Source organism: Microbacterium sp. Bi128 (assembly GCF_918698205.1).
The window spans coordinates 1-6,015 of the sequence record NZ_CAKKMM010000243.1 but is presented as its reverse complement, the minus strand read 5'-3'; the positions used below and the strand labels follow the sequence as shown (position 1 = coordinate 6,015).

6 protein-coding genes are annotated in these 6,015 nt (G+C 66.9%); 4 read left to right on the top strand and 2 right to left on the bottom strand.

Annotation, left to right across the window (positions count from 1 at the left end):
- The first annotated feature begins 2 nt into the window (after positions 1 to 2).
- Complete coding sequence (locus LQV45_RS15960; RefSeq protein WP_230007883.1) at positions 3 to 347, top strand: serine protease inhibitor; 345 nt, start codon at positions 3 to 5, stop codon at positions 345 to 347.
- A gap of 196 nt (positions 348 to 543) precedes the next feature.
- Here the strand turns inward: LQV45_RS15960 and LQV45_RS15955 are convergent, their stop codons facing one another.
- Both LQV45_RS15955 and LQV45_RS15950 read right to left on the bottom strand, forming a co-directional pair.
- Positions 544 to 3,681 carry a S8 family peptidase gene (locus LQV45_RS15955; RefSeq protein WP_230007884.1) on the bottom strand — a complete coding sequence of 1,046 codons (3,138 nt, stop codon included), beginning with the start codon at positions 3,679 to 3,681 and terminating at the stop codon, positions 544 to 546.
- A 388-nt stretch (positions 3,682 to 4,069) separates the two neighbouring features.
- A complete protein-coding gene (locus LQV45_RS15950) occupies positions 4,070 to 4,255 on the bottom strand; it encodes a hypothetical protein (protein ID WP_028278002.1) in 186 nt (61 codons plus the stop codon).
- Positions 4,256 to 4,525: 270 nt separating this feature from the next.
- Between LQV45_RS15950 and purS the strand changes: the two genes are divergently transcribed.
- The 3 genes from purS to LQV45_RS15935 all read left to right on the top strand — a co-directional run.
- The gene (purS, locus tag LQV45_RS15945) at positions 4,526 to 4,777 is read left to right on the top strand and encodes a phosphoribosylformylglycinamidine synthase subunit PurS (RefSeq protein WP_018776110.1); all 252 of its coding nucleotides are present in this window, start codon (positions 4,526 to 4,528) and stop codon (positions 4,775 to 4,777) included.
- A 1-nt stretch (position 4,778) separates the two neighbouring features.
- Positions 4,779 to 5,537, top strand: coding sequence for a phosphoribosylformylglycinamidine synthase subunit PurQ (purQ, locus tag LQV45_RS15940; RefSeq protein ID WP_230007882.1), 759 nt, complete (start codon positions 4,779 to 4,781; stop codon positions 5,535 to 5,537).
- Positions 5,534 to 6,015, top strand: a 482-nt coding sequence (locus LQV45_RS15935) for an AIR synthase related protein (protein WP_230007881.1), incomplete at its 3' end; no start/stop codon positions are given. The genes purQ and LQV45_RS15935, both read left to right, overlap by 4 nt.

Here is a 6,015-nt window from a genome sequence, read left to right as displayed (position 1 = left end):
AGATCGATCTCACCGTCCGGCTGACGGAGGCCCCGGAAGCGCCGGAGTACACCTTCCGACTGGCGGTCGACGGCGGCAGCGTCGCCCCGGCGTCCACGCTGCCGGATTCGGCGGCCGCCCTCGCGGCGGTCACGCAGCACGGCGAGGCGATCTTCTTTCCCAAGCCGGGGCCGCCGAAGATGTGCACGCAGCAGTACGGGGGTCCGCAGGTCGCCGTGGTGACCGGCTGGTTCCTGGGCCGGGAGGTCCACAGCACGTTCAGCCGCACCGATGGCTGCGAGATCGCCCGCTGGCGGGCGATGGCGCCGCTGCTGGGCGGGGTTGCGGGATCCACCGGGGCAATCTGAGCCTTCACGGCACGGACGCCCGCGGCCCCTGGGCTCTCCCGGCTCCGCCGGCCGGCCCGGGACCGGGTCCGCCCCGACCTTTCCCGGCCCTCGGCTCTCCCGGCTCCGCCCCCGGCGGATTAAACGGCAACGGCCGGCGGTGTGAGCCGCCGGCCGATGCCGTATTTTGGTGCTGCTTCTGCCTAAATGGCGTCGCCTAGATGGCGTAGTTCGGGGCGAAGGACTGATCGCTGTTCTGCATCTTGCCCTGCTCCTCCTTCTCCTTCTTGCCCTTGTCCTTCTTGTCCTTGTGGGAGTTGTCGCCATCGGCGTCGTCACCCGGACCGTCATTGGAATCCTGGTCCTCGGAGGTCGGCGGGACCACAACGGTCCCGGCCGGGGTCACCAGGACTGAGACGAACGTGGGATCGCTGGCACCGGCGAAGGTGACCCGGCCGATGTACGAACCGACCTGAAGCCCATCCCAGCTCAGCGTGACCTTGCCGGCCTTGCCGTTGGCGAGCCGGAGCGGGTTCGGGCTCAGCGAGGCCTTGCCCTCGACCTTGCCGAGCACGGCGGCGTCGACCGAGGCCTTGGTGGCCTGGTTGTTCGGGCTGGCGTACAGGTTGGCGTAGATCGTGTACTTACCCGGGGTCGGGTTGGGGATGGACACCGATTCGCTGGCCGACGACGTCGCGACCGTCAGCGGACCGTTCGGGGTCATGACGTACATGTCGAAGTCAGCCTTCGGATCCGCGGAAATGACCGAGAACTTGGCCAGCGGGGAGCCGGCCACGACTGTGACGTCCTTGACTACGTTGGAGGCATCCGGGCCGCCGGTGAACGGACCCGGGACGAGCTCGACGGCCGTGGAGTCGGCCTTCGAAAGACCGTCGAGGGTCATGTTGGTCGGCGCGTTCGTGCCGGAGACCACCTTGATGGCACCGGAACCGCTGCCACCCTCGGAGGTGAAGGCGACGTCGGACAAGGCCACGACCGACTGCGGACGGACCGCGATCGGCGACGCCACATTCTTATTGGCGCCCTGCCAGGTCAGCGAACCGGTCGCGAACTTGCCAAGGGGCGCGCCCTGGTTCTCAAAGGAGACCTTGAACGTGCGCTTCTCGCCGGCGGCGCGGAAGTTCAGAACAGCCGGGGTCACGCTGACCTTGATGCCGGGAACGTTGAACTGGGCCTTGTAGACCCCCGGGGTCAGGGCGGTCAGCGTGCGGGTGACCTCGATCTTCCCGGCCAGGTTGCCGAGGGCGAAGGAGGGCAGGTTCATGTCCCGCGCCTTGGTGGTTCCGTGGATGAACTCCAGGTAGTCTGCCTCGCTGGCGTCGTAGACGAGGCCCGGATCCAGCACGCGGGCCGGGTCCACCTGGCCTGCGCCGGTGGCAAAGACATCGGTGTTCTTGGATCCGTCGGCGTTCTTGACGTCGCTAGTGGTGGTCATCATCGCGGATTTGACCGCCGCCGGGGACCACGTGGGCTTCATGGCCAGGATCAGCGCGCCGAAGCCGGCTACGTGCGGGGAGGCCATTGAGGTGCCGGAAAGGAAACCGAAGTTGTCGCCTCCGGTGCCGATCGGCGAAACGCCGGCCAGCACGGCCACGCCGGGCGCCGCGACGTCGGGCTTGAGGAGGTCGGAGCCTTCAGCGAGCAGCGGGCCACGGGAAGAGAACCCGGCGATCTGCGGCTGCGCCTCGAGGGGCAGCCCGGTGGTGTCCTTGTTGACCAGGGAAACCGTGATGGCCGGATTGGCCGTGACCTTGGCCTTGATGGCTTCGGTGGCGGGCGGGTTCACGTGGACGGTGGGGACTGAGTGTTTGTCCGTGTCCAGTGAGGAGACGGACAGGTTGACGAGGATCATGCCGACGCCGCCTCCGCGCTTGACTTCGGCGCTCTTTGCGACGCGGTCCACGACGCCGCGGTCACAGACCACAACCTTGCCGGTGATTTTGGCCGGGTCCAGCGAATCGGGGCCGCACAGATTCGGGCTGGCTTTCCCGGCGGCTCCTGCGTTGGCTGCCAGCACGACGCCGGCATTGGAAACCTGGCCGTTCATGATGCTGGCGCCGCGGTATTTGCTGCCGTCGGAGAACTCGACCGTGCCCTGCAGTTCCTGCGAGAAGCTGGTGGCCGCGACCGTGGTCAGCCAGGGCGCGCCGTGGTTGACGGTGCTGGCGGTCGGGCCGGAGTTGCCGGCGGAGACCGCGACGAAGATCCCGGCCGAGGCGGCGGACAGGAATGCCAGGGAGACCGGATCGGTGGTGGTATCCGTGGCGCCGGAGATGGAGTAGTTCAGGACGTCCACGCCGTCCTCGATGGCCTTGTTGATGGCCTCGACGGACGCGGACGAGTAGCACCCACCGGAGTTGGGATCGTTGTCTTCCCAGCAGACCTTGTAAACGGAGAGCTTGGCGGCCGGCGCGATGCCGCTGGTCTGGCCGAAGCTCCGGCCGTCAACCATGGCCTCGACATTGGCGTTGCCGGCAGCCGTGCTGGCGGTGTGGGTTCCGTGGCTGGCGGCGTCGACCGGGGACAGCCGTTCGCCCGGAGCCCAGTCTTCCGGCGGGACAGTGGCCGCGAAGTCTTCGCCAAAGTAGCGGGCGCTCAGGACCTTGGAGTTGCAGGCGGTGCCGTCGAAGTCGGTGCCGACCTGGCATTCGCCCTTGAAGGTTTCGCCGTCCGCTTTGAGCATCGCGATCTTGCCGTCCGGGGTGCGGTACGGCACGCCGACGACGGGATTTCCGGTGAGGGGCTTGACCTCCTGGCCGGCAAAGTAGGCGCTGGAGGGGGTGTAGCCGGTGTCAATAACGCCGACCACGACGCCCTTGCCGGCCGAGTCCTGGCCGCCGAACTTGGTGTTCCACGTGCCCTTGGGCCCGCTGAGCTTCAGGAAGTCGGCGGTGGAGTAATCGGGTGCGTTCTCCGTGTCCGGCGCGACGACGAGGACCGACGGGTCCCGGGCCAGTTTCACGGCCTGGTCCGCGGTCAGCTTGGCGCTGAAGCCGTTGAGGGCTGCGGTGAACTGGCGCTGCATCTTGACGCCCTGCTGGCCGGCCACCTGGGCCTGCTTCTGTTCCAGGTGGGCCTTGTACTGCTTGACTTCGGCCTTGGTGGCATCCAGTTTCTTGCCGGAGGCAGGCTTGGTGGCCGGCAGGCCGGCCGTCCCGCCGTCGTAAGTCGCGGAAGGCTTCTCCGCCATGACCACTATGTAGCGGCCGTCCTTGTAGTTGTTCGGATCAATATTCTTCTGTGCGACGCCGGCTACGCCCGGGCCTTGCGCCGGGGCCGCATTGGCGGGGGCGATCGCGATGCTGGACAGAAGAACCGGCAAGCCCAGGGTCAGTGCCGCGGCCCTCCGGAGTCCCCCGCTTCGAAGGAAGCTCTTTCCTGGTGATGTCACGAGTGTTTGAACCTTTCGTAAAGGAACGGCCCGACTCCAACGCCGGGCCCAACGGACTGGCGGGAACTCACCGGGCGGTCGCCCGGCCCGCCCCCACGGATACCAGCCGATTCATACAGTACAGACCGAGAGCGAGATATGACATAGACCACAAGGAGGTATTTAAAATTTGTCACGCAATACGACACGATGCGATGGCGAGGATGCTGAACTGCGTCGATTGGACTCCGGCGGGCACAGTGCCTACGCCAGCATGCGCCGGCTCAGCGCCGGAGGCCGCGACGACTTACGATCTTCGGGCCCGCCGCCGGCCCGCTCGTGATCCGCCGGCCTATTTTCGGGGAGTCCGGACCACGTCGCTGATCCATGCGCGGGTCTTCTCATCCAGGGGGCCGGCCACCTTGGTCGCCTTCGCCGCACGGTCAGCCTTGATCTTCTGCAGAACCATCCGGCCCAGCCCGGCGAACACTGCGACGGCCACAACAGACAACACCACGGATTTCGGTTTCTCAGCCATGCGCACATCCTACTGACCCGCGGCAGCCCCGACCATAGGGCGCAGCCGCCCCCGCGACGCCATCTCCCCAGCTCAAGGACCTGCCGGGGAGGCCGCGTTCACACTCCCCGCCCGAATACGGCCGGACGCACGGTGGCCGGTAGAATGGGCATGCAAGCTCGCGGAGCGCCCTTTCACGCTGTATTCACCAGTCCAACACACAGCGGATCGGCGTGAGACGGCACCACTCCGCTGCGCCCTTACCCAACGCTCACGCACAGGAGTTACCGGATGCCCCGGATCGTTGTCGACGTCATGCCCAAGCCCGAGATTCTGGACCCGCAGGGGAAGGCCATCGTCGGTGCTCTGCCCCGGCTGGGCTTCACCGCTTTCAGCTCTGTCCGCCAGGGCAAGCGCTTTGAACTCACGGTCGACGGCGAGGTGACCGAGGAGATCCTGGCCCAGGCCCGCGACGCCGCGGAGACCCTGCTGTCCAACCCGGTCATCGAGGACGTCGTCAACGTCGAGGTCGTTGAGGCCTGAAATGACTGAACTCCCCCTGATCGGCGAGGCCGTCGCCGTCGCCGCCACCCCCAGGCTCGCTGGTGCGAAGATCGGCGTCGTCACCTTCCCCGGCACCCTCGACGACCGCGACGCCGCCCGTGCGGTCCGTCTGGCCGGCGCCACCCCGGTGGAGCTCTGGCACGCCGGCACCACCCTGGGTGACGTTGACGCCGTCGTGATTCCCGGCGGGTTCTCGTACGGCGATTACCTCCGCGCCGGCGCGATCGCCCGCTTCGCGCCGCTGATGTCCAGAATCATCGACGCCGCCAATTCCGAGGCCAAGCTGCCCGTGCTGGGCATCTGCAACGGCTTCCAGATCCTGACCGAGTCGCACCTGCTGCCCGGTTCCATGATCAAGAACGACCACCTGAAGTTCATGTGCCGCGACCAGGTCCTGCGCGTGGAGAACAACACCACCGCCTGGACCGGGGACTACGCCGCCGGCCAGGAAATCACCGTGCCGCTGAAGAACCAGGACGGCCAGTACATCGCCGACGAAAAGACCCTGGACGCGCTCGAGGCCGAAGGCCGCGTTGTGTTCCGCTACGCCGGCTTCAACCCGAACGGCTCCCGGCGCGACATCGCCGGCATTTCCAACGCCGCGGGCAACGTGGTGGGCCTCATGCCGCACCCCGAGCACGCCGTGGAGGCCGGCTTCGGTCCCGAGCTCGGCTCCGGCACCGAGGGCCTCGGGTTCTTCACCTCTGTCCTGAACAAGATCGTGGGAGACAACAAATGACGGAGACACCCGCAGTGGCGGCACCCGCGGAGACCGCCCGGAAGTTCAACATCGACACCGTCGAGAACGCGGCCAAGACCCCGGACACCGAACTCCCCTGGGCCGAACTGGGCCTGAAGCAGAACGAGTTCGACGAGGTCGTCAAGGTCCTGGGCCGCCGCCCCACCGGCGCGGAACTGGCCATGTACTCGGTGATGTGGAGCGAACACTGCTCCTACAAGTCCTCGAAGAACCACCTGCGCCAGTTCGGCGACAAGGTGACCGAGGAAATGAAGAAGGACATGCTCGTGGGAATCGGCGAAAACGCCGGTGTCACCAACCTGGGCGACGGCTGGGCCGTGACGTTCAAGATTGAGTCCCACAACTCGCCGTCGTTCGTGGAGCCCTACCAGGGCGCCGCAACCGGCATCGGCGGCATTGTCCGCGACATCATCTCCATGGGCGCCCGCCCGGTAGCGGTGATGGATCCGCTGCGCTT